The sequence below is a fragment of the Micromonospora sp. 050-3 genome, assembly GCF_046549335.1.
Taxonomy (GTDB): Bacteria; Actinomycetota; Actinomycetes; order Mycobacteriales; family Micromonosporaceae; genus Micromonospora; species Micromonospora trifolii.
On the sequence record NZ_JAJPVX010000002.1, the window covers coordinates 741,753 to 766,416 of the forward strand.

25 protein-coding genes are annotated in these 24,664 nt (G+C 71.3%); 16 read left to right on the plus strand and 9 right to left on the minus strand.

Annotated features, from left to right (window positions below; translation table 11 throughout):
• Nucleotides 1-28 precede the first annotated feature (28 nt).
• The 3 genes from ACLJOK_RS18430 (at nt 29) to ACLJOK_RS18440 (ending at nt 2,496) form a co-directional block, all read left to right on the plus strand.
• Nucleotides 29-334, plus strand: coding sequence for a type II toxin-antitoxin system VapB family antitoxin (locus ACLJOK_RS18430; RefSeq protein WP_030329612.1), 306 nt, complete (start codon nt 29-31; stop codon nt 332-334).
• 44 nt (nt 335-378) lie between these two features.
• Nucleotides 379-1,542, plus strand: coding sequence for an acyl-CoA dehydrogenase family protein (locus ACLJOK_RS18435; protein WP_410820015.1), 1,164 nt, complete (start codon nt 379-381; stop codon nt 1,540-1,542).
• 99 nt (nt 1,543-1,641) lie between these two features.
• Nucleotides 1,642-2,496: a DUF4230 domain-containing protein gene (locus ACLJOK_RS18440; RefSeq protein WP_410820016.1), complete on the plus strand. Its 855-nt coding sequence runs from the start codon at nt 1,642-1,644 to the stop codon at nt 2,494-2,496.
• A 103-nt stretch (nt 2,497-2,599) separates the two neighbouring features.
• On the opposite strand, the gene ACLJOK_RS18445 is transcribed toward ACLJOK_RS18440, so the two are convergent.
• A complete protein-coding gene (locus ACLJOK_RS18445) occupies nt 2,600-2,809 on the minus strand; it encodes a PspC domain-containing protein (RefSeq protein ID WP_410820017.1) in 210 nt (69 codons plus the stop codon).
• Between the two features lie 361 nt (nt 2,810-3,170).
• On the opposite strand from ACLJOK_RS18445, the gene ACLJOK_RS18450 reads away from it, so the two are divergent.
• The 10 genes from ACLJOK_RS18450 to ACLJOK_RS18495 all read left to right on the plus strand — a co-directional run bounded on the left by ACLJOK_RS18450 (nt 3,171) and on the right by ACLJOK_RS18495 (nt 16,756).
• Nucleotides 3,171-4,541 carry an L-serine ammonia-lyase gene (locus ACLJOK_RS18450; RefSeq protein ID WP_410820018.1) on the plus strand — a complete coding sequence of 457 codons (1,371 nt, stop codon included), beginning with the start codon at nt 3,171-3,173 and terminating at the stop codon, nt 4,539-4,541.
• 71 nt (nt 4,542-4,612) lie between these two features.
• The gene (locus ACLJOK_RS18455; RefSeq protein WP_328651236.1) at nt 4,613-5,440 is read left to right on the plus strand and encodes an ABC transporter permease; all 828 of its coding nucleotides are present in this window, start codon (nt 4,613-4,615) and stop codon (nt 5,438-5,440) included.
• 1 nt (nt 5,441) lies between these two features.
• Complete coding sequence (locus ACLJOK_RS18460; RefSeq protein ID WP_238681951.1) at nt 5,442-6,188, plus strand: ABC transporter ATP-binding protein; 747 nt, start codon at nt 5,442-5,444, stop codon at nt 6,186-6,188.
• Nucleotides 6,185-8,245, plus strand: coding sequence for a DUF5941 domain-containing protein (locus ACLJOK_RS18465; protein WP_410820019.1), 2,061 nt, complete (start codon nt 6,185-6,187; stop codon nt 8,243-8,245). Before ACLJOK_RS18460 ends, ACLJOK_RS18465 begins: the two co-directional genes overlap by 4 nt.
• Before the next feature lie 14 nt (nt 8,246-8,259).
• Complete coding sequence (locus tag ACLJOK_RS18470) at nt 8,260-10,470, plus strand: CDP-glycerol glycerophosphotransferase family protein (RefSeq protein WP_410820020.1); 2,211 nt, start codon at nt 8,260-8,262, stop codon at nt 10,468-10,470.
• Nucleotides 10,471-10,594: 124 nt separating this feature from the next.
• On the plus strand, nt 10,595-11,893 hold the full coding sequence (locus ACLJOK_RS18475) for an ABC transporter ATP-binding protein (protein ID WP_410820021.1): 1,299 nt from the start codon (nt 10,595-10,597) through the stop codon (nt 11,891-11,893).
• Between the two features lie 93 nt (nt 11,894-11,986).
• Entirely contained in the window at nt 11,987-12,997 is a 1,011-nt protein-coding gene (locus ACLJOK_RS18480; protein WP_410820022.1) for a hypothetical protein, read from the plus strand.
• A 62-nt stretch (nt 12,998-13,059) separates the two neighbouring features.
• On the plus strand, nt 13,060-13,524 hold the full coding sequence (locus ACLJOK_RS18485) for a DUF4442 domain-containing protein (protein WP_410820023.1): 465 nt from the start codon (nt 13,060-13,062) through the stop codon (nt 13,522-13,524).
• Nucleotides 13,525-13,583: 59 nt separating this feature from the next.
• Nucleotides 13,584-14,387, plus strand: a complete 804-nt coding sequence (locus ACLJOK_RS18490; RefSeq protein WP_410820024.1) for an HAD family hydrolase — start codon at nt 13,584-13,586, stop codon at nt 14,385-14,387.
• Nucleotides 14,384-16,756 (plus strand): glycoside hydrolase family 65 protein, encoded by a 2,373-nt coding sequence (locus tag ACLJOK_RS18495; RefSeq protein ID WP_410820025.1) that lies wholly within the window; start codon nt 14,384-14,386, stop codon nt 16,754-16,756. Before ACLJOK_RS18490 ends, ACLJOK_RS18495 begins: the two co-directional genes overlap by 4 nt.
• A gap of 45 nt (nt 16,757-16,801) precedes the next feature.
• Here the strand turns inward: ACLJOK_RS18495 and ACLJOK_RS18500 are convergent, their stop codons facing one another.
• Nucleotides 16,802-16,996 carry a hypothetical protein gene (locus ACLJOK_RS18500; protein ID WP_091395197.1) on the minus strand — a complete coding sequence of 65 codons (195 nt, stop codon included), beginning with the start codon at nt 16,994-16,996 and terminating at the stop codon, nt 16,802-16,804.
• Between the two features lie 190 nt (nt 16,997-17,186).
• Between ACLJOK_RS18500 and ACLJOK_RS18505 the strand changes: the two genes are divergently transcribed.
• Nucleotides 17,187-17,837, plus strand: a complete 651-nt coding sequence (locus ACLJOK_RS18505; protein ID WP_410820026.1) for a dienelactone hydrolase family protein — start codon at nt 17,187-17,189, stop codon at nt 17,835-17,837.
• Here ACLJOK_RS18505 and ACLJOK_RS18510 read toward each other — a convergent pair whose 3' ends face one another.
• The gene (locus ACLJOK_RS18510) at nt 17,838-18,938 is read right to left on the minus strand and encodes an AI-2E family transporter (protein WP_410820027.1); all 1,101 of its coding nucleotides are present in this window, start codon (nt 18,936-18,938) and stop codon (nt 17,838-17,840) included.
• A gap of 213 nt (nt 18,939-19,151) precedes the next feature.
• Between ACLJOK_RS18510 and ACLJOK_RS18515 the strand changes: the two genes are divergently transcribed.
• The gene (locus ACLJOK_RS18515; protein WP_410821532.1) at nt 19,152-19,322 is read left to right on the plus strand and encodes an antitoxin; all 171 of its coding nucleotides are present in this window, start codon (nt 19,152-19,154) and stop codon (nt 19,320-19,322) included.
• Nucleotides 19,323-19,392: 70 nt separating this feature from the next.
• On the opposite strand, the gene ACLJOK_RS18520 is transcribed toward ACLJOK_RS18515, so the two are convergent.
• On the minus strand, nt 19,393-19,992 hold the full coding sequence (locus ACLJOK_RS18520; RefSeq protein ID WP_410820028.1) for a hemerythrin domain-containing protein: 600 nt from the start codon (nt 19,990-19,992) through the stop codon (nt 19,393-19,395).
• Nucleotides 19,993-20,076: 84 nt separating this feature from the next.
• Between ACLJOK_RS18520 and ACLJOK_RS18525 the strand changes: the two genes are divergently transcribed.
• Nucleotides 20,077-21,480: an FUSC family protein gene (locus ACLJOK_RS18525; protein ID WP_410820029.1), complete on the plus strand. Its 1,404-nt coding sequence runs from the start codon at nt 20,077-20,079 to the stop codon at nt 21,478-21,480.
• A gap of 10 nt (nt 21,481-21,490) precedes the next feature.
• On the opposite strand, the gene ACLJOK_RS18530 is transcribed toward ACLJOK_RS18525, so the two are convergent.
• From ACLJOK_RS18530 to ACLJOK_RS18550, 5 genes are all read right to left on the minus strand, one after another.
• The gene (locus ACLJOK_RS18530; RefSeq protein WP_410820030.1) at nt 21,491-22,135 is read right to left on the minus strand and encodes a C39 family peptidase; all 645 of its coding nucleotides are present in this window, start codon (nt 22,133-22,135) and stop codon (nt 21,491-21,493) included.
• A 223-nt stretch (nt 22,136-22,358) separates the two neighbouring features.
• Nucleotides 22,359-22,766: a pyridoxamine 5'-phosphate oxidase family protein gene (locus tag ACLJOK_RS18535; RefSeq protein WP_354943965.1), complete on the minus strand. Its 408-nt coding sequence runs from the start codon at nt 22,764-22,766 to the stop codon at nt 22,359-22,361.
• 31 nt (nt 22,767-22,797) lie between these two features.
• Nucleotides 22,798-23,139, minus strand: a complete 342-nt coding sequence (locus tag ACLJOK_RS18540; RefSeq protein ID WP_091395179.1) for a YkvA family protein — start codon at nt 23,137-23,139, stop codon at nt 22,798-22,800.
• A 33-nt stretch (nt 23,140-23,172) separates the two neighbouring features.
• Complete coding sequence (locus tag ACLJOK_RS18545; protein WP_410820031.1) at nt 23,173-23,991, minus strand: hypothetical protein; 819 nt, start codon at nt 23,989-23,991, stop codon at nt 23,173-23,175.
• A 148-nt stretch (nt 23,992-24,139) separates the two neighbouring features.
• Nucleotides 24,140-24,460: a hypothetical protein gene (locus ACLJOK_RS18550; RefSeq protein WP_410820032.1), complete on the minus strand. Its 321-nt coding sequence runs from the start codon at nt 24,458-24,460 to the stop codon at nt 24,140-24,142.
• Between the last annotated feature and the right edge of the window lie 204 nt (nt 24,461-24,664).

The window sequence follows — 24,664 nt, forward strand, 5'->3', positions numbered from 1 at the left end:
CCGGCCACGGGGAGGGGAGCGTGCCGTCGTGATCTTCAGAGCGGTCCGGGACGGGCGTCCCTATCCGGAGCACAATCTGACGCTCAAGCAGTGGGCGGAGATCCCGCCGCGGCCACTGCGCCTGGATCAGATGATCACCACCAAGCGCGAGCTGGCGCTGGACAAGCTCCTCGCCGAGGATTCCACCTTCTACGGTGACCTGTTCCCGCATGTCGTGCAGTGGAATGGCGGGCTCTACCTGGAGGACGGGCTGCACCGGGCGCTGCGCGCCGCCCTCCAGCAGCGCAACCAGATCCACGCGCGAGTGCTGGTGCTCTCCGAGCCGATCGAGTGACGAGCCCTTCTTTCGAACGCTGAACCTTCGTTAGGGTGGCGTTCATGACCGCTGCGCTGGACCTGCTCGACCTGGACCCGTCGCTCAGCGAGGAGGAGCGGCAGATCCGCGACGTCGTCCGCCACCTCGTCGACGACCGGGTGCGACCCCACGTCGCCGACTGGTACGAGGACGGCCGGGTGCCCGCCCGGGAGCTGGCCCGCGAGTTCGGCAAGCTCGGCCTGCTCGGCATGCACCTGACCGGCTACGGCTGCGCCGGCGCCTCCGCGGTCGCCTACGGGCTGGCCTGCCAGGAGTTGGAAGCCGGCGACTCCGGCCTCCGCTCCCTGGTCTCCGTGCAGGGATCGCTCGCCATGTACGCCATCTGGCGCTACGGCAGCGAGGAGCAGAAGCAACGCTGGCTGCCGTCGATGGCCACCGGTGAGGCCATCGGCTGCTTCGGCCTGACCGAGCCGGACCACGGCTCCGACCCCGCCTCGATGGCCACCCGGGCCCGCCGCGACGGCGACGACTGGGTGCTCACCGGCGGGAAGATGTGGATCACCAACGCCCCGATCGCGGATGTCGCGGTGATCTGGGCCCGCACCGACGAGGGTGTACGGGGTTTCGCGGTACCCATGGACACGCCCGGCGTCACGGCCCGGGAGATCCGCCGCAAGATGTCGCTGCGCGCGTCGGTGACCGGCGAGATCGTGCTCGACGACGTCCGGCTCCCGGCCGACGCCCAACTGCCCGAGGCGGTAGGGCTCAAGGCGCCGCTGAGCTGCCTCACCGAGGCCCGCTACGGCATCGTCTGGGGCGCGATCGGCGCGGCCCGCGACTGCCTGGAGACCACCCTGGCGTACGCGACCACCCGCACCCAGTTCGGTCGCCCACTGGCCGGCTTTCAGCTCACCCAGGCGAAGCTCGCCGACATGGCCGTCGAGTTGGTGAAGGGGCAACTGCTCGCGCTGCACCTGGGCCGGCTCGCCGACGCCAAGCGGCTGCGGCCCGAGCAGGTCAGCGTGGGCAAGCTGAACAACGTGCGGGAGGCGCTGGCCATCGCCCGGCAGTGCCGCACCATCCTCGGCGCCAACGGTGTCTCCGGTGAGTACCCGGTGATGCGGCACGCCAACAACCTGGAGAGCGTGCTGACCTACGAGGGCACCTCCGAAATCCACCAACTGGTCATCGGGCAGCGGCTCACCGGGCTCTCCGCGTTCGCCTGACCTGCCCGTTTGTCGCTTCCTGGCGCTCGCCGCGCGACTGTCGTATCGGGGCCGTACCGTCATTGACAGACGACGTGTCTGACGAGGACGGTGAGGGTGATGGCCCGCGACGCTGGCAGCAACGAGCCCACGAGAGAGTTCCCCGGTTACCCGACCGGTGACGATCTCAAGGCGCGGTCGAGCGCGACACCCGAGTGGAGCACTGATACGCCGGGTGACCCCGGCGGGCCTGGTGGTCCCGCTGGTCCCACTGGTCCCGGTGGGCCGGGTGGCCCGACGAGCGGTGGCGATGGCCCCGGTGGTGGCGGTGGCGGTGGGGCGGCCCGCGGTCTGCTCCTGCTGCTCGGCGCCGCCGCGCTGGCCGTGGTCGTGCTGCTCGGCATCCAGGCGACCGGCATCCTGCCGGAGTTCCGCAACCCGTTCGCCAAGGAGCAGACCGACCGCAGTCAGCCACCGCTGCTGAAGTCGATCCAGGACCTCAGCCGCTACGTGGCCGCGGAAGGCAACTTCCAGGTCGTGGTCGACACGCAGAACGACCGGCGTAACGTTCCAGACTTCCTGCTCAACGAGCGCACCCTGTTCGTCGGGGCCGGCAGCGTCGAGGCGTACGTCGACTTCACCAAGATCGCTGAGGGCGCCATCGTCCAGTCCGCCGACGGCAAGTCGGTCGAGATCAAGCTGCCCGCGCCGCAGCTCGGCGAGACCAACCTCGACATGGAGAAGAGCTACGTCTTCGCCGAGCAGCGCGGGCTGCTCAACCGACTCGGTGACCTGGTCGGCAACGACCCCAACCGGCAGCAGCAGGTCTACAAGCTCGCCGAGGACCGGATCACCGCCGCCGCCCGGGACAGCGGTCTCTCCGCCCGAGCCGAGGAGAACACGCGCAAGATGCTGGAGGGGCTGCTCCGCTCACTCGGCTACCAGCAGATCACTGTCACCTACGTGGCTCCCTGACCTGCCCCTCGTACGCCGAAGCGCCCGCTCCGACTCTCGTCGGAGCGGGCGCTTCCGTCTTGCCCCTCGGTCCTCTGCGATTAGGTCAGGTGCGCGGGGCGGGTCAGTGGCCGGTGGAGGCGAGGTAGCGGTCCTCGTTCGGCACCAGCACCCACAGGATCAGGTAGACGATCACCTGCGTGCCGGGCAGCAGCAGCGACAGCAGGAACAGCAGCCGGACCATTCCGGCCGACATGCCGAACCGCCGTCCGAGGCCGGCGCAGACACCGGCGATCATGCGCCCCTCGCGGGGCCGGACCAGTTTGCGACTCATCGTCGTACTCCCACTCTGCGGCGGTGCGCCGCGTCTGCAATCCACGGTAGAAAGGGATGGCCACCTCGCCCTCGGTCCCGAGGAGGATCGGCAACCCGTGGACCCGTAGGTGCTTTACCCGGGCAGCCCCCCGCTGACGCCTCCCCGAACCGCCCGGCCGCGCGGGTGGGAGACGGTGGTCGGGTGTTCACGTCCCGGCCCGGGTGGGCGGTGAGCTGGGCGGGTAGGCTGGCTGATCGGCCTTCCACACCCCGGAGGGCCGGCACCCCATACCCCGGACGGTCACGAGCGGGGCCGCCAGACCGGCGGTCACGACCCGGCCGGGTCCCGTACGCCGGGACGACGGCGAGGAAGCGCAGCCATGATCAGTGTTTTCGACCTCTTCAGCGTCGGTATCGGGCCGTCCAGCTCGCACACGGTGGGGCCGATGCGGGCCGCGCGTACGTTCGTCGGCGGGCTGAAGGCCGACGGGCTGCTCACGGACACGGCGCGGGTGCAGGCCGAGCTGTTCGGCTCGCTGGGGGCCACCGGGCACGGCCACGGCAGCGGTCCGGCGGTGCTGCTCGGGTTGGCCGGCGAGTCGCCGGAGACGGTCGACACTGACACCGTCGGTCCTCGGGTCGAGCGGATCCGGGCCGAGCGGCGGATCAACATCCTCGACGCGCACGAGATCGACTTTGACCCGGATCGGGACCTGACGCTGCACCGCCGCCGGTCGTTGCCGTACCACCCGAACGGGATGACCTTCGTGGCGTACGACGGGGACGGCGCCGAGCTGCGCAGCCGCACCTACTACTCCGTCGGTGGCGGGTTCGTGGTGGACGAGGCGGCGGCCGGGGCGGACCGGATCAAGCCGGACAGCACAGCGGTGCGGTACCCCTTCCTGACCGGGGCGCAGCTGCTCGACGTCACCACCCGCACCGGGCTGTCGATCAGCGAGGTGATGTTGGCCAACGAGCGTTCCTGGCGCAGCGAGGCGGACATCCGGGCCGGTCTGCTGGAGATCTGGCGGGTGATGCAGGAGTGCGTGCAGCGCGGCTGCGAGCGGGACGGCGTACTCCCTGGGGGGTTGAAGGTTCGGCGGCGCGCGGCCGAGCTGCGGCGCGGTCTGGAGGCGGAGGCCGGGTCGGTCGACCCGCTGCACGTGATGGACTGGGTGACGCTGTTCGCGCTCGCTGTCAACGAGGAGAACGCCGCTGGCGGCCGGGTGGTCACCGCGCCGACAAACGGCGCGGCCGGGATCATTCCGGCGGTGCTGCACTACTACACCCGGTTCGTTCCGGGCGCCGATGACGAGGGTGTGGTGCGGTTCCTGCTGACGGCGGGAGCGATAGGTGTGCTGTTCAAGGAGAACGCCTCGATCTCGGGCGCCGAGGTGGGCTGCCAGGGTGAGGTCGGTTCGGCGTGCTCGATGGCGGCGGCAGGGCTGGCGGAGGCGCTCGGTGGCACCCCGGAGCAGGTGGAGAACGCTGCCGAGATCGGGATGGAGCACAACCTCGGGTTGACCTGTGACCCGGTGGGTGGCCTGGTGCAGATCCCCTGCATCGAGCGGAACGCGGTGGCTAGCATCAAGGCGATCACGGCCGCCCGGCTGGCGCTGCGCGGCGACGGGGTGCACAAGGTGTCGCTGGACAAGGTCATCAAGACCATGCGGGAGACGGGCGCCGACATGAAGGTCAAGTACAAGGAGACGGCGCGTGGCGGTTTGGCCGTCAACGTGATCGAGTGCTGAGTCCGGTCGATTCGGGGCAATCGTTCACCGACTGCTAACCTGTCGTCCGTTTCGGGAGGCGGGAGGCTGCGGTGACCTCTGGCGTCGCGGCGTTGTGGTCGCACCGCAACTCGCTGCGCATCCTGGTCAGGCGGGATCTGGCGGTCAAGTACCAGCAGTCGGTGCTGGGCTACTTCTGGTCGTTGATCGAGCCGCTCGGCATGGGCGCCATCTACTGGTTCGTCTTCGGGGTGCTCTACTCCCGGGACACCGGTCGGCACCTCGGTGAGGCCGCCGGGTCGTACCCGTTGTTCCTGATCACCGGCATCTTCGCCTGGATGTGGACCAGTTCGGCGCTGAGTGAGGCGACGAACGCGCTGACCGGCCAGTCCCGGCTGATCACCACTATGAACGTGCCGCGTCAGGTCTTTCCGATCGGCCGGGTCACCGGCCGGTTCGCCGAGTACGCGGCCGGCCTGCCGATCCTGATCGCCATCGCGGTGATCTACGCGGTGCACGGTCGGATCCACCCAGGCTGGTCGCTGCTCTCCCTGCCGCTGGCGGTGGCCGTCCAGGCCGTCCTGTTGACCGGGCTCGCCCTGCTGCTCTCCGCGTGGAACGTGCTGATGCGCGACGTGGAACGCCTGATGCGGTTGATCATCCGGGTGCTCTTCTACGCCACGCCGATCATCTACCCGCTCAGCCTGGTCCGGGAGTCGGGGCTGCCGGGCTGGTTGAAGGTGGTGTACGAGCTGAACCCGCTGGTAGGGATCTTCCAGCTGCACCACGCGATCTGGTACCCGGACGAGTTCCCGGACGCCCGGCTGCTCGCCACCACGGTCGTCGGCAGTGTGCTGGTGCTGGCCGCCGGCTGGTGGTCGTTCCGCCGGTTGGAGCCAGCCGTGCTCAAGGAGCTCTGACGTGGCCGCTCCGATCATCGAGGCGGACGGCCTGGGCATCCGGTTCGTCCGTAACCGTCGCCGCCAGCTTCGGCTGCGGGAGTTGTTCATCCACCGGGGCGGCCGTGGCGCGTTGCCCGGCCAGTTCTGGCCGTTGCGGGACGTGTCGTTCACTGTGCAGCCCGGCGAGACCGTCGGGGTGATCGGGCGCAACGGCACCGGCAAGAGCACCCTGCTGCGGCTGATCGCCGGTGTGCTCATTCCGGATGAGGGCGGCATCCGGGTGCACGGCGCCGTGGCGCCGTTGCTGGAGTTGTCCGCCGGTTTCTCCAACGACCTGACCGGGCGGGAGAACCTGCACCTGGTCGGTGGGCTGCACGGACTGTCGACGGGCTACCTGAAGCGGCACTTCGACGAGATCGTCGAGTTCGCCGGTGAGCAGGTGGAACGGGCCATCGACACGTCGGTGCGGCACTACTCGTCGGGGATGAAGGTACGGCTGGGCTTCGCGATCATCTCGCACCTGCCGCACCCGATCCTGCTGATGGACGAGGTGACAGCGGTCGGGGACGCGGAGTTCCGCAAGAAGTGTTACGCGACGATTGATCGTCTGCTCGGGGAGGGGCGCACGCTCGTGCTGGTGTCACACAACGAAAAGGACCTGACCCGGTTCTGTCGTCGGGGGTTGTACCTCGACGCGGGCCGGTTGACGCTCGACGGCACCATCGCCGAGGCGCTCGACGCGTACCACGCCGCGGTCCCGCGGTGACGCTCGCGATCGTGCTCGCCGCCGGGACGCCCGCGGCGGGCCTGACCACCGCGACCGGTGAGCCGCTGGCCGACCGGCTGGCCGCCCAGTTGCGCCTGGCCGGGGCGGACGAGGTGCGCTTCGCCGCCACCCTCGACGAGTTGACCGACCTGGTCACCACAGCGACCGCGCCGGTGCTGATCACCGGCACGGACCTGGTCGCGCACACCGCCGTACTGCGGCACCTGGCCACCAGCCCGGTGGGGCCCACTGTGGCGCTCGTGCTCGGTGACCCGCCGGTCCCCGGTCGGACGGCAGTGCGGGAGGAGCGCGGTCAGGTGGTCGACGCAGGCGCGCTGGACTCCCTCGACGGCACCGCCACCGGCGTGTTCGGCGGCGCGCTGCGGGTCGGCGTGGACGATCTGCCGACCCTCGCGGCCGCCGCCCGGGCCGCCGCGTCGGGGATGCTCCCCGTCGCCGCCCCGATCGGCCCGGCCGGCGACGTGGCGCCGCTGCCGGCGACCGGCGGGGCCGGGCCCGGGGGTTCGGTCGCTGCCGGTGGCCCCGGGGCCGCCGTGGACCGGCTCTTCGCGGGTCTCACGGCGCTCGGCACCCTGGTCTTCGCCCAGCGGGTACGCCTGCTCGTCGCCCACCGGGTCGAGGACCAGGCCGGGCTGACCGCTGCCGAGGCGGCGGTGACAGCTGTCGACGAGGACCGGGCCGAGCTGCGGTTGTCGGTGAAGGAGAAGGACGACTTCTTCTCCACCTACTTCGTCAGCACCTGGTCGCCGTACGTGGTCCGGCTCTCGGCCCGGCTCCGGCTCACCCCGACCGGGGTGACGGTGATCTCGGTTCTCTTCGCGCTGGGCGCGGCGGTGCTGTTCGGGGTCGGTGGGCGGCCCGCGCTGGTCGGTGGCGCGGTGTTGCTCTACCTGGGCTTCGTGCTGGACTGCGTGGATGGCCAGTTGGCCCGCTACACCCGGCACTTCAGCGCCTGGGGTGGCTGGCTGGACACGATGGCGGACCGGGCCAAGGAGTATCTGGTCTACGCCGGGCTGGGCTTCGGGGTGAGCCACGCCGGGCTGGGCAACGGGTGGGCGCTGGCGATCGCCGCGATGACGTTGCAGACCGTCCGGCACATGACCGACACCTGGTACGGGGTGCTGCACGACGAGGCGGCCCGCCGCCCGCGTACGGCGACGAACGCCAGCGGCGGGATCGGTGACCGGCTCAACGCGGCGTCGACCAGGGTGCAGGCGGACACCGGCTCGGTGTCGTACTGGCTGAAGCGGACAGTGGTCTTCCCGATCGGTGAGCGGTGGGCGCTGATCGCGCTGACAGTGGCGCTGTTCAACCCGCTGGTCAGCCTGATCGCCGTGCTGGTCTGGGGGGTGCTGGCGTTCGCGTACACCGGGGCGCTGCGGACGCTGCGGGCCCGCTGGATGTGGGTGCCGGTGCTGGACACCGTCGATGCCACACTGCACCGCGACGACGGGCCGTTGGCCCGCTGGTTGCCGGTGGTCCGTCCGATGGGGCCGCTGACCCTGGCGGTGATCTCCGCGCTCGGCCCGGCGGCGCTGCTGGTCGGGGCGCTGCTGAGTGACGCGCCCGACGGGCTGCGCTGGGCGGTGCCGGTGGCGCTGCTGGTGCTGCTGGTCGGTGGCCTGGGCGCCGGGGCGGCGCACAACGGTCCGCTGGACTGGCTGGTGCCCGCCGCTTTGCGGGCCGCCGAGTACCTGTTCGCCATCGCGGTCGGGGTGGTCGGTGCGGTGCCCGGCTGGCTGATCTTCGGGTACGTCTTCGTGCTCACCGTGCACCACTACGACCTGACCGCCCGGCTGGAGAAGCGGCAGACGGCACCGCCGCTGCACGCGGCGACGCTGGGCTGGGAGGGGCGCTCGGTGCTGCTGGCCCTCGCAGCGATCGCCGGAATTGCGGGTATCGGACTGGCTACACTCGGTGCGTACCTTCTCGTGGTTTTCGTGGTGAGCGTCGTCCTGGCCTGGTTCGTGCGACCGGCCCGTAGCGCGCGGGCGTCGGTGGCGCCGGCGGGCGCTGGAGGTGCCGCGCCGCGCTGACGGAGGGCGGCCGGATGACCCTGATCAGCTTCGTGGTGCCGGCCTTCCGGGTGCAGGGATACCTGCGGGAGTGCCTGGACTCCATCCTCGGTCAGCCGGAGACCGACATCGAGGTGATCGCCGTCGACGACTGCTCGCCGGACGCCAGCGGCGACATCATCGACGAGTACGCGGCCCGCGACCGGCGGGTCCAGTCGGTCCGGCTGCCGGAGAACGTCGGCCTCGGTCCGGCCCGCAACATCGGGCTGGACCGGGCCGTCGGCGAGTACGTGTGGTTCCTCGACGGCGACGACTGGCTGGCTCCGGAGTGCCTGACCGAGGTCGCCGAGCGCTTGCGGGTCACCCGTCCGGACGTCCTGCTGGTCGACCATGTCCGCACCCACTGGAACGACACCGCCACCCGCAGCGCGATGGCCGAGGTGTTTCCGGAGTCGCCGGGCCCGGACACCTTCCGGTTGCGGGACCGGCCGCAGGCGATGCACCTGCTGCACACCGCGTGGAACCGGCTGGTCCGTCGGGAGTTCCTCGCCGACCTGGGGCTGCGCTTCGCGCCCGGCTGGTACGAGGACGTCTCGTTCAGCTACCCGGTGCTGATGGCCGCGCACCGGATCGGCGTGCTGGATCGGGTCTGCGTCAACTACCGCCAACGCCGTGCCGGCGCGATCACCCGGACCCGGGGTGACAGGCACTTCGAGGTCTTCCCGCAGTGGCACCGGGTCTTCCACCTGATGGATTCATGGGGGTCGGCGACGGAGGCCCTGCGACCGGCGGTCTTCGAACGGATGATCTGGCACTACCTGACAGTGCTCGGCAACGGTCAGCGGATCGCGCCGGAGCTGCGGGAGGCGTTCTTCGCGCAGATCACCGCCGATTACGAGCGCTGGCTGCCGCCCGGCGGCTATCCGGTGCCGGACGGGGTCGAGGGGATCAAGCACAAGCTGGTCGCCTCGGGTCGGTGGCGCACCTTCAGCGCGTTGCGGGCCGCCAGCCGGGCCCGCGACGCCGCCCGCCGGCACACCCGCACCGCCCGGCGCACTGTCGGCCCGGTCGCCCGGCGCGGTGCCCGGCTGACCCGCGACGGGCTGCTGCGCGAGTACTACCGGGCCGAGATGCGGCGGCCGGTCGATCCGACGCTCGCGGTCTTCGCGGCGTACTGGTACCGGGGTTACTCCTGCAACCCGGCGGCCATCTACGAGGTCGCCCGCCGGTTGGCGCCGGGGGTGCGCGGGGTGTGGGTGGTGCGACGGGACCGGGTGGACACCGTGCCGGCCGGGGTGGAGTACGTGGTGGCCGGCACGCCGGCGTACTACCGGGTGCTCGCCCGCGCCCGGTGGTTGGTCAACAACGTCAACTTTCCGGACTTCGTCCGCAAGCGACCGGAACAGGTACACGTGCAGACCCACCACGGCACGCCGGTCAAGGTGATGGGGCTGGATCAGCAGCGCTACCCGATCGGCGCGGGCCGGATGAACTTCGCCGGGCTGCTGCGCCGGGTGGACCGCTGGGACTACAGCGTCAGCGCCAACAGCTTCTCCACCCAGATGTGGGACCGGGCGTACCCGGCCACGTACACCACGCTGGAGGTGGGGTACCCGCGCAACGACCGCCTGGTCACCGCCGGCCCGGACGAGGTGCGCCGACTCCGCGCGGAGTTCGGCCTCGACCCCGACGAGCAGGTCGTCCTGTACGCCCCGACGCACCGCGAGCACCTGCCCGGCTACCGGCCGCCGTTCGACCCGGACCGGTTCGTCCAGGCGCTGGGTGACTCGGGCCGGCTGTTGATGCGCAGCCACTACTTCCACGACCGTGATCGACGTCCTGGCCAGCCGAAGGACTGGGAGCGGGTCCGTGACGTCAGCGGCCATCAGCGGGTGGAGGATCTCTACCTGATGGCGGACGTGCTGGTCACCGACTATTCGTCGGCCATGTTCGACTATGCCGTTCTGGACCGGCCGATCGTGCTCTACACCCCGGACTGGGAGGCGTACCGGCTGGCCCGGGGGGTCTACTTCGACCTCACCGCCGAACCGCCGGGCGCGGTGGCCTCCACTTTCGCCGATCTGCTCGACCTGTTCCGTACCGACGGGGTGCGCTCGGACGCGGCGGCGAAGGCCCGCGAGCATTTCCGGGCCCGGTTCTGCACGTTGGACGACGGTCGGGCGGCGGAGCGGGTGGTGCGGCAGGTTTTCCTCGGTGAGCCGGGCGAGCGGTCCACGCGCTGCTGATCGCCGCTTCTGTCGTGTAATAGCAGCGTCATCGATCGAACATAAGACGTTTACCCGATGTCACAAACCCATGATCCTGGTCACAGTCTTGTGGGGTTCGGCCGACGCGCTGAGGGGGAAGACGGTGAGCACCGTCACGCTCAAGGATGTGACCAAGGTTTTCCGGGATGGCACGCTGGCCGTCGACAGCATCAATCTCGATGTGAACGACGGCGAGTTCATGGTGCTGCTTGGGCCGTCCGGGTGCGGCAAGTCGACAGTGCTGCGAATGATCGCCGGGTTGGAGGAACCGACCACCGGAGCGGTAATGCTCGACGGGGAGTTGGCGAACGACCTCCCACCACGGGACCGCAAGATCGCCATGGTCTTCCAGGACTTTGCCCTCTACCCGCACATGACAGTCGGCGACAACATCGCGTTTCCGCTGCGCCTGGCCGGGATCGAGCCCGAGCCGCGGGGCGAGCGGGTCAGCGACGTGGCGAGCGCGCTGGGCATCGGTGACGTGCTGGCCCGCAAGCCGGGTCAGCTCTCCGGCGGGCAGCGGCAGCGGGTGGCAATGGGCCGCGCGATCGTCCGCCGGCCGGGCCTGTTCCTGATGGACGAGCCGCTGTCCAACCTGGACAGCGGCCTGCGGGCCGAGTTGCGCGCGGAGATCTCCGGCCTGACCCGCGAGCTGGGCGTCACCACTGTCTACGTCACGCACGACCAGGCCGAGGCGCTCACCATGGCCGACCGGGTGGCCATCATGCGCCGTGGAGTGCTCCAGGACGTGGGCACACCGACCCAGGTGTACGGCCGACCGGCGACGCTCTACGTGGCGGCGTTCCTGGGCAGCCCACGGATGAACCTGCTGGAGGCGTCGGTCTACGTTCATCTCGACCGGTACGTCACGCTCAACCTCGGTGACCAGTCGCTCTACCTGCCCTGGAACGACATCCGCAGTCGGGCTGTGGCGCACTACCACGGTGAGCGGATCGTGGTCGGCATGCGGGCCGAGGCGCTCACCCCTGTCGCACCGGACAGCCCCGGCGACGTGCTGCGCGGGCGGATCCGCTACCTGGAGCATCACGGGCACGAGTCGTTGGCGTTCCTCGACATCGGCGCGACAGCGATCGTGGTCGACGAGATGGGCGCGCCCCAGGAAACGCCGCCGGTCGGTCAGCGCGGCCTGCGCCGGTTCGGCTCGGTGATGCAGCGGCTCACCGGCAAGCCGGTGGACGCGCAGGAGGCCCCGGCCAATGGCGTCCAGACCAGCGTGCTCCCCGATCCGGGCCGGCACCACCGCCGCCCGGCGGAGCTGGCGGTACGGCTGGCACCGTACCCGGCGGTCAGCGCCGGCCACCCGCTCGCCGTCTCGGTACGGATGGACGCCCTGCACTTCTTCGACGAGCGCGGCGACCGGATCGACGTGGGTTGGCGCTGACGACGTGCCCGGACGGGGTGGCGGGCCCACTGTCCGGTGCCCTACCGTCTGCGCACCAGTCCACAGTGAAACACCACCGAGAGGGGTGCACCCGTGTCGGGTGACCGTCCCAGCCCGCTCGTCATCGAGCGCATCCTGCGGGATCGCGAGGGCATCTGGCAGCAGATCGTGGCCGAGCGTGACCTCAACGCCCTGACCGGGCGGATGCTGACCAGCTCCGCCATCGCGTTGGCCTGCTACGGGGGGGTGCTGGGCTTCTTCCACAGCCCGCTGATGGCGTTGACCTCGGCGTTGAAGCTGCCGCTGCTGTTCCTGGTCACGTTGGTCATCTGCCTGCCCACGCTCTACCTGTTCAACCTGGTCTTCGGTGCCCGGCTCTCGGTGCGCCAGTCGTTGGCGCTGGTGATGGTGGCGATCACGGTCACCTCGATGCTCGCTGTGGCGTTCGCGCCGATCAGCCTGTTCTTCCTGATCACCGCCAACGACTACGGGTTCTTCAAGCTGCTCAACGTGGCGATCCTGACCCTGTCGGCGCTGGTCGGGTTGCGCTTCCTGACCAGCGGTATGCAGGTGCTCAACGACCACGGCCTTCTCGCGCCGGTGGCCGCCAACGCTACTGTCGACGAGCAGGTCGGCGCGCCGGCGCCGGTCCAGGCCGTGCCGGCCGCGGTGCCCGTCGGGGCGACGCCGGCCGCCGCGCCGGTCGCTGGTCAGAGCGCCGAGCCGGTTGCCGTGCCGGCTGGGGCCGCGGTGGCCGAGTCGACTCCGAACGGTGCCGTGACCACCGCGCCGGCTCCGGCTCAGGTGCCGGCGCAGTGGCCCGGGCAGCCGGCCGGTGCCTCCTTCCCACCCGGCATGCTGCCGCCCGGCTACGTGGCGCAACGCCCGTGGGACGGCCGTTCGGTTCGACGCGGGGAGCCGACGCAGCGGCCGGCCAGCATGACACTGCTGTACATCTGGATCCTGCTCTTCGGTTTCGTCGGCACCCAGCTGGCCTGGACGCTGCGCCCGTTCTTCGGCGACCCGGGCCAGGATTTCGCCTTCTTCCGCAGCATCGACGGCAACTTCTACGCGGAGATCCTGCGCACCATCGCCAACCTCTGAGCGGGCCCCCGTCGGCGACGTCACTGGTTGCCGGCCTGGTTACCGGTTAGTAACGTCAGGCCATGACTATCGACTCCCGCCAGGTGGCGGCCCACATGCTGCAAGCGGTGCCGTTCGCTCGTACGCTCGGCATCGAGTTCGTCGAGGTGGCGCCCGAGGCGGAGGGCGGCGTGCGGGCGGTCGTCCGGCTGCCCGACTCGGCGGCCACCCACAACCACATCGGCGGGCCGCACGCCGGTGCCATGTTCACCCTCGGCGAGACGGCCTCCGGCGCGGTCGTGCTGGCTGCCTTCGGGCAGCTGCTCGACCGGGCCGTGCCGTTGGCCGTACGGGCCGAGATCGCCTACCGGAAACTCGCCATGGGTCCGGTGCTCGCCACCGCGCGACTCGGCCGGCCGGCGGCCGAGGTGACCGAGGAACTGGCCGCCGGTCGGCGCCCGGAATTCCCCGTCGCGGTCCAGATCGCTACCGAGGACGGCAAGCCGACCTCGGAGATGACGGTGATCTGGACGCTGCGACCGAACTGAAACGCCTCAGGGCTGCCGAAATGGGTTTGCGGGCCCAGCAGTGTGGATAGATTCGTACCGTGCTGGGCCTACCTGCTCACGTGACCGCCTGTCTCTTCGATCTGGACGGTGTGCTGACGCAGACCGCCCGCGTACACAACGCCGCCTGGACGCAGACGTTCGACGAGTTTCTCCGCCAGCGCGCCACGGTCTCCGGCGAGCCGTTCCAACCGTTCGATCCAGGCCCGGACTACAACCGCTACGTCGACGGCCGCCCCCGGGCCGACGGCGTCCGGTCATTCCTCGCCTCCCGGGGGATCGTGCTGCCCGAGGGCGGCCCGGACGACCCGCCGGAGGCCGAGACCGTCAACGGCCTGGGCAACCGCAAGAACGTCCTGCTGCTGCAACGTCTGCGTACCGCCGGCGTCGAGGTCTACCCGGGCTCGGTGCGGTATCTGGAGGCGGCGACCGCCGCCGGGCTCCGCCGAGCCGTGGTCACCGCCAGCGCGAACGGGGCTGAGGTGGTCGCCGCCGCCGGGTTCGAGCCACTGCTGGAGGCCCGCGTGGACGGGCTGGTCGCCCGTGCGCAGGGGCTGCGCGGCAAACCACACCCCGACACGTTCCTCGCCGGGGCCAGGCTGCTCGGCGTCGACCCGACGCAGGCCGCCGTCTTCGAGGACGCGCTCTCCGGGGTGGCTGCCGGCCGCGCCGGTGGCTTCGGCTACGTGGTCGGCGTCGACCGGGTCGGGCAGGCCGACGAGTTGCTCGCCCACGGCGCCGACATCGTGTTGACGGACCTCGCCGACCTGCTCGACAGCGCGGACCCACCGGCACCGCACCGCACCGCTACCGACCCGCTCGCCGCCCAACGAGGCTCCGGATGATCCGGGAGCGCGCCTATCCGGTAGAGCCGTGGCACGTCCGGGAGACCCGGCTGGACATGGACGTGCTGGCCCAGTCGGAGTCGGTCTTCGCGCTCTCCAACGGGCACGTCGGCCTGCGGGGCAACCTCGACGAGGGCGAACCGCACGGCCTGCCCGGCACCTACCTCAACTCGTTCTACGAACTGCGTCCGTTGCCGTACGCGGAGGCGGGCTACGGCTTCCCCGAGTCCGGGCAGACCGTCGTCAACGTCACAAACGGCAAACTGATCCGGCTACTGGTCGACGACGAACCGCTCGACGTGCGCTACGGCGAGCTGATCGCCCACGAGCGGATCCTCGACCTGCGCGCCGGCACGCTGCACCGGGAGCTGCACTGGCGCTCGCCCGCCGGCCGGGAGGTCAAGGTCCGCAGCACCCGTCTCGTCTCGTTCACCCAGCGGTCCGTGGCCGCCATCAGCTACGAGGTGGAGGCCGTCGGCGGCCCGCTGCGGCTGATCGTGCAGTCCGAGTTGGTGGCGAACGAGTCGCTGCCCGCGCAGAGCAAGGACCCCCGGGTCGCGGCCGTGCTGGAGTCGCCGCTCCAGGCCGAGGAGGAGCTGACCACCCCCGACGGCGGGCAGTTGATCCACCGCACCAAGGTCTCCGGTCTGCGGGTCGCCGCCGCCATGGAACACGAGGTGCACGGCCCGGACCACACCACCATCGAGTCCGAGGGATACCAGGACTGGGTGCGTACCACAATCGCCTGCGTGCTCCAGCCCGGCGAGAAGCTGCGCGTGATCAAGTATCTGACGTACAGCTGGTCGAGTCGCCGGTCCCTGCCGGCGCTGCGCGACCAGGTCGGTGCGGCGCTGGCCGGTGCCCGGCTCGACGGGTGGGACGGGCTGCACCGGGAGCAGCGCAACTACCTCGACGCGTTCTGGGATGCCTCCGACGTGCTGGTCGAGGGCGACCCGGAGGTGCAGCAGGCGGTCCGGTTCGGGCTCTTCCACGTGTTGCAGGCCGGCGCGCGGGCCGAGCAGCGGCCGATCTCGGCGAAGGGACTGACCGGCCCCGGTTACGACGGTCACGCCTTCTGGGACACCGAGATGTTCGTCCTGCCGGTGCTCACGTACACCCAGCCGAGCGCGGTGCGCAGCGCGTTGCAGTGGCGGCACAGCACGCTGGACTCGGCGCGGGAACGCGCCGAGACGCTCAACCTCCGGGGCGCCGCCTTCCCCTGGCGGACGATCGGAGGCCCGGAATCATCCGGGTACTGGCCGGCCGGGACGGCAGCCTTCCACATCGCCGCCGACATCGCCGACGCTGTGCGCCGCTACGTGATGGTCACCGGGGACACCCAGTTGGAACGGGAGATCGGGCTGGAGTTGCTGGTGGAGACCGCCCGGCTGTGGCGCTCGATCGGCCACCACGACCGGCACGGGCAGTTCCACATCGACGGTGTCACCGGCCCGGACGAGTACACCGCAGTGAAGAACGACAACATCTACACCAACCTGATGGCGCAGCGGAACCTGCTCGCCGCCGCCGACGTGGTCATGCGCTACCGGGACGAGGCGTTCCACCTCGGGGTCACCGACGAGGAGGCCGCGAGCTGGCGGGACGCCGCCACCTCCATGCACGTCCCGTACGACGAGGAACTCGAGGTCCATCAGCAGGTGGAGGGCTTCACCCGACTCCAGGAATGGGACTTCCCGCACACCCCGGCGGAGAAGTACCCGCTGCTGCTGCACTACCCGTACTTCGAGCTGTACCGCAAGCAGGTGGTGAAGCAGGCCGACCTGGTCCTCGCCATGCACTGGCGGGGGGACGCCTTCACCCCCGAGGAGAAGGTGCGCAACTTCCTCTACTACGAGCGCCGCACCGTACGCGACTCGTCGTTGTCGGCCTGCACACAGTCGGTGCTCGCCGCCGAGGTGGGCCATCCCGAGCTCGCGCACACCTACCTGCGTGAGGCCGCTCTGATGGATCTGCACGACCTCAATGAGAACACCCGCGACGGCGTACACATGGCGTCGTTGGCCGGCGCGTGGCTCGCCCTGGTCAGCGGGCTCGGCGGTCTGCGGGACCACGACGGCGAGCTGTCCTTCGCCCCCCGGCTCTCCAGCCGACTCAGCCGGTTGGAGTTCTCGCTCCAGTGGCGGGGGTTGGCGCTGCGGGTGGATGTCCGGCCGCACCAGACGACGTACTCGCTGCGCCACGGCGGCCCGGACGACGTGGTGGAGCTGCGCCACCACGACCAGATGCTGCGGGTGACCTGCGACGAACCGGTGACGGTGCCGGTGCCGCCGGCCGAGCCGTCCGGCCCGCCGCCCGAGCAGCCACCGGGCCGGTCTCCGCTGATGCGGTTGCCCGAACGCGAACAGTGACGGGCGGGGCGGGAGTCGTCCCGCCCCGCCCGCCCGCGCCGCTGGTCAGACCGGCTCGCCGGTTGACGGTCGTCCGATCGCGTCCCGGGGCGCCGCCGCCTTCGGGTCGTCGGGCAGCCGGGCCGAAGCGGCCTGGTCCCCGAAATCCTGGTCCCCGACGTCCTGGTTGCGCTCGGCGTCCTGTTCACGCTGGGTCCGCTCGGTCAGCTGCTGCTGCCGGGAGATCTGCTGCTTGGCCATGACGATCCTCGCGATCCGTCGGGGCGCGGCTGCGCCGACACGGTCTGCGGTCGCTCGTCGCGTACCCGACGCCCCAGTGGGCAAACGCCGCCCGGCGGGGGCCCACGACCCGGAGGTGGCGCCGTCGCGGCGTGCGTGCCCGGCGGCGGGCGGGGTACCCGGACCACCGGCGAGCACGCGGAGGTGGGGCATGGACGAGCAGCGCAGCGTGACCATTCCGATCGGGGACGCCCAACTCCCCGCCGATCTGACGCTGCCCACCCGGCCGGTCGGCGTGGTGCTGTTCGCGCACGGCAGCGGCAGTTCCCGGCACAGCCCGCGCAACGTGGCGGTGGCCCGGACGCTGAACGACAGTGGGCTCGGCACTGTGCTGGCGGACCTGCTCACCCCGGCCGAGGACGAGGTGGACGCGCGAACAGCCGAACTGCGCTTCGACATCGGGTTGCTGGCCAGCCGACTGGCCGGCATCGTCGACTGGCTGGCCGTCGAGCGTCCCGCCGGCGACGTGCCGATCGGCCTGTTCGGCGCCAGCACTGGTGCTGCCGCTGCCCTGGTCGCGGCGTCGTCCCGCGCCGATCGGGTGGCCGCCGTGGTCAGCCGGGGTGGTCGGCCGGACCTGGCCGGAAACGCGCTGGCACAGGTGCGTACCCCGACGTTGCTCCTGGTCGGCGGGCTGGACGAAGAGGTGATCACGCTCAACGAGCGGGCGCTGGCCGAGTTGGGGGAGGTCGGCGAGCTGCGGGTGATCCCCGGCGCCACTCATCTCTTCGAGGAGCCCGGCACCCTTGAGCAGGTCGCCGATCAGGCTGGCTCCTGGTTCACCACGCACCTCGGTCGGTGATCAGTCCGCGGGCAGGAGAGCCGAGGCTGAGCGACGCTGTTGGACGGTGTCGATGACGCGCCAGAGGACGGCGGTGATCGGGACGCTGACGAAGGCGCCAGCGATGCCCGCGATCAGCGTGCCCGCGGTGACCGCCACCAGGATCACCGCCGGATGCAGTCGGACCTGCCGTTTCATGACCAGCGGCTCCAGCAGGTTGCCCTCGATCTGCTGCACGGCGATCACCGCCGCGAGGGTGAGCAGCGCCGTGGTGGGACCGTTCGCGGCCAGCGCCACCAGCACCGCCACCGCTCCGGCCACCGTCGCTCCGATGATCGGCACGAACCCGCCGAGGAACGTGATCAACGCCAGCGGCAGGGCGAGTGGCACCCGCAGCACCACGAGAGCCAGCCCGATGCCCAGCGCGTCGATCGCGGCGATGAACATGGTGCCCCGGCTGTACGCCCCCAACGTCTGCCAACCGTTCCTGCCGGCCTCAGCCATCACCGGCTGGGTCGGGCCGGACACCCGGGACAGCACCCAGTGCCACATCGACCGGCCATCCTTGAGCAGGAAGAACAGCAGCACCAGAGCCAGCAGCGCGGAGCCGAACACCTCGGTGGCGGTCCGGGCGCCGGCCACCGGGTCCGGAGAGCTGCCACTAAGCCCCTCCCGGGCCTGGTCGACCAGCCGGTCCAGCTGTGCCTCGCTGACCGGCAGGGTGGACGTCACGAAGTCCCGGCTGCGTTCGACCCCCTGCGTCAACTCCTGGCTGAGCTGGTCGAACTGGTTGGCGGTCAGGTTCCACACCAGGGCGCCGACGCCGACCAGGATGCCGAGCAGCAGCAGTACGGTGCAGAGCGCGGCCAGCGCCGCAGGCAGGCGCAACCGGCGCAGCAGCAGCAGGACCGGGTCGAGCAGCGCGGCGAGGAAGACGGTGACGGCCAGCGCGATGGCCAGCGGCGCCAGCAGCACGGCGATCCGGCCGAGCAGGTAGAGCCCCGCGGCGATCACCACCAGACAGGCGCTCCACAACACCGCGGTCCGGACCAGCCACGGCAACGCCGCCCAGGTCTGGCGCGGCGCGGGGCCGCCTGTCGGTCCGGGTTCCTCTGCGGCCATGTCGGTCCTCCTCGATGTCGACGAGGTCGGTACCCGGTCGGTCGTGCCCCGACACCCGAATCGTCGGCCGACACCCGCGCGGATCGTACGTCGGCCGGTGCGACGTGGGTGGGTGTTCGCGAATCACATCCGGAGCGGCGGCGTTTGCGTGGTCCGGCCGAGGGAACGCGAAGGGGACGGACCGGACTGAGGAGGAACACAGTGGGTGACTTCATGGACAAGGCCAAGGACTTCGCGGACAAGCATGACAAGCAGGTCGACCAGGGTGCGGAGAAGGCCGGCGACATGGCCGACAAGCGCACCGGCGGCAAGTACGGCGATCAGGTCGACAAGGGCGTGGACCAGGCCCAGGCGCGCACCGGTGAGGGCGACCAGGTCCGCTGACACACCGCGCTCCTCCCGGGCCGCCGAACCGTCGGCGACCCGGGAGTGCCCGGTCCGGATGGTATGTGGATCAGCCCTTGTCGCGTAGCTCGTCCATCGAGGTGGGCCGGCCGCTCAACGCGTCGCGCAACCGGTCGACCAGACCGATGCCGGGGGCGAGCAGCTTGTTGGCCGGCGGGTGCTCCGGGCTCCCCGGATGTGGCCGCGTCGGCCCGATCTTCTTGATCGCCGTAACCCGGGCGGCAATCTCGACCAGCTCCTCCCGGGCCGCCGCCGCGCGAAGCCGGGGGAAGAGTTCCTTCTCCTCTTCCGCCACGTGGTGTCGGACGGTGCTGGTCAGTTGGGCGAGCAGCTCGTCGAAGCGGGGGTCGGCCGGGTCGGCGGACTCCAACTCCTTCATGGTCCGCTCGGCGTCGGAGTGTTCCGCGATCTCCCGGTCGGCGATCTCGTCGCCGTCGGGCAGCACCTTGCGGGCGATCGGATACACGTACGCCTCCTCGGCCACCGAGTGGCGGACGAGTTCGGCGATCACCACGTCGGCGAGGCCTCTGCGGTGCTCGGGGGTGCCCTGCCGGGTCGCCAACTCGACGAGGACTGCCTCGATCTCACGATGATCGGAGACCAGGACGTCGACGGCGTCGTGGTCGTCGGTGGTCGGTGGATTGGTCATGTCACGGCCCCTTACCGGTTGCGGATCGGTGGGAGGTGTGTGGCTCTGGTACCCCCACGGGGCTGCACAAACCCATGGTTGGCGATGCGTTCGACGGTGTCGGTGGTGCCAATGGTGGCGGTGGGGCCCGGCCACCACGATTGCCCTGCCGCCGCCGGGGTAACCGCCGCCATGGCCGACGACCGCCCACCCGCCGACCGCGATCAGTCGCGGTTCGACGAGACCGCCGAGCGGACGGTCCGGCGGGTGCGGCACCGTGGTGGGCAGGCCGGCCGGATCCGGGCCCGGCAGTGGGAGGTCACGCTGGTGATCTCCATCCAGGCCGGGCTGGCCGCGGCGATCGCCGCCCTGCTCGCCAAGAACCTGCTCGGCCCCGGATCGCACGTCTTCGCGCCCGCCGCCGCCGTCGGTACGATCGCCACCGCCATCGGGCAGCGGGCCCGCCGGACCTTCGAGCTGTTGGGCGGCGTGGCCCTGGGCATCATCATCGGGGACACGCTGCGGTTCCTGCTCGGCTCGGGCCCGTGGCAGACCGGCGTGGTGGTCGCGCTGGCCATCGCCGCCGCGTTGCTGGTGGCCGGGAAGGGTGGTCCGCTTGTCGGTCAGGCCGGCGGTACCGCCGTGCTGATCGCCACGCTGGCCCCGATGGAGCGTGGCCTGGAGGTCCCCCGGATCTTCGACGCGCTCGTCGGCGGGGCGGTCGGCCTGGTGGTGGTCGCGCTGTTGTTGCCGATCAACCCGATGCGGGTGCTGGACCGCGCCGCGACACCGATCTTCGCGATCCTCTGCGAGCAACTCGCCGAGTTGGCGCGAGCACTGCGCGAGCGCGACGGCGCCGGGACCATGGGCGTCCTGGAGCGGCTCCGCAGCACCGAGGACGACCTGGGCCGTTTGCACGACGCGCTCAGCGGCGCCGAGGAGGTGGTGACGATCGCCCCGGTGCGCTGGCACCGCCGGCAGCAGTACCACCGTTACGCCCGCAGCGCGGGTCACCTGGAACGGTTGCTGCTGGACAGTCGCGCCATGGCCCGTTGGTCGAGCACGGCGTTGCAGTACGACGAGCCGATCCCGCCGGAGCTGCCGGACGCAATGGGCCGGTTGGGCCAGGCGGTGGCGGAGATGCGGGTGGAGTGCAAGGTCACTGACGACCCTCGGCGCACCCGCCGGTTGGTCGAGCAGTGCGCCGAGTTGGCCGGGCGGGCCGCCGCGACCGGGGTCAAGTCGTTCGGCGAATCCCTCGTCACCGGACTGCGTACCGCGGCCAGCGACCTGCTCCGGGCCGCCGGTTCCGAACCCGACGACGCGAACCGGATCGTGCGCCGGGCGGCCGGCGCCGGCGAGAGGGAGATCCAACCGCCGGTCCGCCGACAACTGCACCGGGCCCGACCGACCCGAGCCGCCCGAGCCCGGCGACGCGCCCACCTCGCCGCCCGGGCCCGTAACGACGGTCGGACCGGCCTCCCCGCACGGGAGAGGCCGGCCCGGTGAACCGTTCGGATCAGGAGGAGTAGCCGCGCTCGGCGATCCAGTTGGCGACCTTCGGCAGGCTCATCCAGTACTCGCCCAACGCCGGGTCGGCCGGGTCGGCGACCCGGATCGTGTCACCACCGTCGCGGTAGCCGACGAGGGTCAGGTAGTGGCCGCCCTCGTACGAGTGCGGGTTGCCGTCAGTGTCCACCGTCGTGCCCTTGATGTTTGCCACCACCGGACGGCCGGCGTCCACCGCTGCCAGCACGTCACGACGCAGCTGCTCGACCTGGTCGGGGCGAGCCACCGAATCACGGATCTCGGTGGTCCGGTACTTGCCGCCGGTCAGCTCGTTCAGCACCCGCGTGGTGTCCAGGGCCGAGGGGGTACCCGCCTCGGTGGTGCCGAGCAGTCGGGCCACCTCGTCCTGGGAGAGCGCCTTGCCCTGAGCGGACAACGCGATCCGGGTCGCGGCCGGGCCGCAGTAGTAGAAGTTCGGCTGGGCCTGGTAGTCGACGCCGAGGATCCGTTCGGCGTGCCGGTCGTTCTGGCTCGACGAGGCCGGGGCGGCCTGCGTCGGGGCGGCCTGCGCGGCCACCGCCGGGCCGAGGGCGCAGCCGCCGGCGACGAGCAGGCCGACGACGGAAAGGCCGCTCTTCTGGACGATCGGGTTCATGGTCGAGTCTCCGTTCGAGGGTTGGCGCCTCCGGCCAGCGGAGGGCGGCAGCACCGGGAATGGCGCTCGGCGCAACACGGGGGCCGACCATCGGTGGTCTCGGCCCTGGGCGTACCGAGGGCGTAACCGCTCTGCTCCACGGAGAATTCCGCCGGCTGCGGGCACCGGAGTCGCGCGACATCCCGGCCCGACCCGAACCGGTCATCGGGGACGAACGGTCAGCTCAGAGGCTGCCCAGCAGCCTGGTCACCGTGATCTCGAGGACCACCCGCTCCGGATTCGGGCGCGGTGTCCGATACCGCTCGGCGTACCGCCGCTCCGCCTCCGCCACGGCGGCCGGATCCGACCGCAGCACCGCGCGACCCTCGATCGTCAACCAGCGGCGGCCATCCACGTGACACACCGCCACCGCCGCGCCCGCCGCGCCGGCCGCCGCCACCTGACGGGCCTTGCGGGAGGCGCCGGAGGTGATGACCCGGGCCAGTCCGGCCGCCGGGTCGAGAGTCACACCGACCGGTACGACATGCGGGGTGCCGTCCGCCCGCACTGTGGTCAGCGTCGCCAGGTGTCGTTCGGCGCAGAAGGCGACAACCCGCTCATCGTGCACGTCCAACCGATGATCGCCCGCCATGCCCGTCCCCTGTCCGCCGATCCGACCTCGATCATGGCACGCGGCGGCGCACCTGGCCCCGATCCGGCGGGGCGTCCGGCTGACCGGGCAGCTGGCGACCAGCCGCGCGACGTTGGTGCACCAGCCGGGTCAGGTAGATCAGGGCGGCGGCCAGGACACCCATGTCGTCCAGGTAGATCGGGTCCGGCAGCACGTCGACCGGGAAGATCGTGTAGATCAGCGCCCCGTAGAAGGCGACCTTGCCGCCCGCGCCGAGCCCGGTCAGCATCCGCCGGGTACGTACCACCCGCACCGCCAGCACCACGGCACCGACCAGTGTGGCGAGCGCCAGGATGCTGGCGATCACCACGAGGACCCACGCCTGTCGGGACATGCCGTCACGCTAACCCACCCGAGCCCGCGCGGCTCAGAACGCGGGCACCGTCGCACGGCCGCGCGCGGTCACCTTGTTCTCCCGGGTCTGCTCGACGTTCTCCCGAGGCTGTGCGCCCACCGGTCGGCCAACCTCGCTCAGCGGCAGCACCGACGCCGACTCGGTGACCCGTCGGCCGGTCGCTGCGTACGCCTCCTCGCGCAGACTGCGAGCCGCGGCCACCGCCAACTCCGCCGCCCGCCACGCGGCCTGCTCCCGCTCGCGGGCTGCGGCGTGCCGGGCCGCCAGGTTGTCCCGGATCGCCCGCTGGAGCACCAACTCCTGCTCGACCGGGTGCAGTCGCGGGTTCCAGCCGTCGCGGTGTCCAAAGACGTCGCTGAGCTGCTCCACCGACAGCTCCCGTCGCCAGTACGCGTCCAGCGCGGCCCGGTGCAGGTAGCGCTCGCGGTCCGCGTACTCGGCGGGGGTCCGTGCGGTGTGCGGCAGCGGCATCGCGGCCGCCGCGTCGAGCCGCCGTACGCCAGCCTCGGCCGCCTCGTACGCCTGCCAGACCGCCTCGACCGCCTCCTGCGCGGCCTCCCACTCCGCCCGGCGGCGCCGCACCGTGGTGGTCGCCCGCTCCGCGGCCACAGCGACCTCCTGCGCGTAGCGGCTCTGCTCCCGCTCCTCCTGCGCCTGCTCGAGTTGGCTCGGCATGGCGGCGCGGCGGATCCGGGCGCCCGGGTCGAAGCGGAGCCGGCCGGGCCGCAGCAGCAGAGCGGAGACGGCGACGGCGACCACCCCGAGCAGGCTCAGCCAGATGACGGCGGCCCGGGAAAGGTCTGGCAGTACGGCGGAGAGGATGGTTTGCATGATCAGCACCTCGCGGTCGAAGGCGGGTCGACGGGCGGCAGGGAAGGCGCGGCAGCACCGGTCGGCGGGGTCGTCCCGGCGACGGCGAACTCAGGTGCCGTGCGGGAGGATCAGCCGGGAGCGGGCCCCGGGGAGCGCCGGGCCGGGCTCAGCGGGCGGGCGGGCCGCGTCGTGCAGGAGTGCCACGGCCGGGATCGATGGCCGGGATGTGCACCGGGCCCGCCGCGACCGGACCGGTCGCCCTGGCGGTATCGAGCGTGCCCGCCGGCGGGGCCTCAGCGGGCTGACCGGCCCGCTCGTTGGCCGGGCCGGCGTCGGGGCGGACACTTGCCACCCGGCTGCTCACGGCACTGGGCCGCAGCTGCGTGGAGGCGGGCGGCGGGGTCGCGGCGAGAGCGGCACTGAGGCCGACCGCGAGCACCAGCGCGGTGACTGCCAGGCGGGTCAGGTCCCGCAGTGACCGCAGCACAGCCCACCTGGCTGGGCGGACAGACGCTGCGGAGGACACCCGACCAACCTATCGCCCGTCCTGGCCCAGCGCAGCACGGCGAAGGACCGCACGGGCGTGACCGCCACCACCACGCGCACTGTGGACGCCGTCGACCGGAGCCCGGGAACGGCGGTGCCCCCGACCGGATCGGGTCCGATCGGGGGCACCGCTCGCTGTCTTGGT